Origin of the sequence: Streptomyces cacaoi (genome assembly GCF_006539165.1) — a bacterium.
Taxonomy (GTDB): Bacteria; Actinomycetota; Actinomycetes; order Streptomycetales; family Streptomycetaceae; genus Streptomyces; species Streptomyces cacaoi.
Genome location: NZ_BJMM01000141.1, coordinates 1 through 1,511 on the forward strand (window position 1 = coordinate 1; position 1,511 = coordinate 1,511).

Consider the following 1,511-nt stretch of genomic DNA (forward strand, 5'->3'; position numbering starts at 1 on the left):
CCCGCCCCAACCCCGGCGCATCCGCGACGCCCCGCACCACATCCGTCAACGACCACTCCACATACGGCTCCAACGCCGCCCCACACGCCGCGAACCGCTCCCCGAACACCGGCGACGCATCCAGCAACTCCACCGCCATCCCCACCCACTGCGACCCCTGACCCGGGAACACGAAGACGGGTCCGGAGGCGTTGTGGGCGGTGCCGGTGACGAGTTCGGTGGGTTCCTGGCCGTTGGCGTGCTGCGTCAGCTGGTGGAGGGCGTGCGGGAGATCGGGGGTGAGGAGCACCGCTCGGTGGTCGTAGGCGGTGCGGGTGGTGGCAAGGGTGTGCCCGATGTCGGCGCGGGTGTGCTCGGGGTGCCGTTCGAGGTGGGCGGCGAGCCGGCCGGCCTGGTCGCGCAGTGCGGCGGTGGACTTGGCCGACAGGACCCATGGTGCGAGCGGCAGTTCACGCCCGGGCGTGGGGGCCGGCTCCTCGTGCGGTTCGCCGTCGAGGGGCGGCGCCTCCTCGACGATGGCGTGCGCGTTGGTGCCGCTGATGCCGAACGAGGAGACGCCCGCACGCCGCGGCCGGCCGGCGCGCGGCCAGTCGAGCGGCTCGGTCAGCAGCCGCACGGTTCCGGTGGACCAGTCCACGTGCGGTGACGGCTCGTCCGCGTGCAGCGTCCTCGGCACCGTCCCGTGCCGCAGCGCCTGCACCATCTTGATCACGCCGGCGACGCCGGCCGCCGCCTGCGTATGCCCGATGTTCGACTTCACCGAGCCCAACCACAGCGGTCGGCCCGCCTCGCGCCCCCGCCCGTACGTGGCCAACAGCGCCCCGGCCTCGATCGGGTCGCCCAGCTTCGTGCCCGTGCCGTGCGCCTCCACCACATCCACGTCGCCCGCCGACAGCCCCGCGTCCGCCAACGCCGCCCGGATTACCCGCTGTTGAGCAGGTCCGCTGGGCGCGGAGAGGCCGCTGCTGGCGCCGTCCTGGTTGACCGCGGTGCCGCGGACGACCGCGAGCACGGGGTGCCCGGCGCGGCGGGCGTCGGAGAGCCGTTCGAGGCAGAGCACGCCGGCCCCTTCCGCGGGGCCGAAGCCGTCGGCCGCGGCCGAGAAGGACTTGCAACGGCCGTCGGGGGCGAGGGCGCGCTGCCGGCTGAAGCCGATGAAGGTGCCGGGGGTGGACATGACGGTGACGCCGCCGGTGAGCGCGAGGGAGCACTCGCCCCGGCGCAGGGACTGGACCGCGAGATGCAGGGCGACGAGGGAGGAGGAGCAAGCGGTGTCGATCGTGACCGCGGGCCCCTCGACACCGAGGGTGTAGGCGATGCGGCCGGAGACGACGCTGGGGGAGCTGCCGGTGACGAGGTGCCCTTCCGTGCTGTCGGCGACGGCGTGCAGCCGCGGCCCGTAGTCGGGCAGGCCGACCCCGACGAACACCCCTACGTCGCGCCCTTTCAGGGAGGAGGGGGCGAGGCCGGAGCGTTCGACGGCCTCCCAGGAGGTCTCCAGCAGCAGCCGC

The 1,511-nt window shown here is 74.3% G+C and carries 1 protein-coding gene; it reads right to left on the reverse strand.

Features of this window, described 5'->3' with window-relative positions; translation table 11 throughout:
- Nucleotides 1-1,511 (reverse strand): type I polyketide synthase (locus tag SCA03_RS34580; RefSeq protein WP_141275891.1); only part of this gene is annotated, 1,511 nt, incomplete at both ends.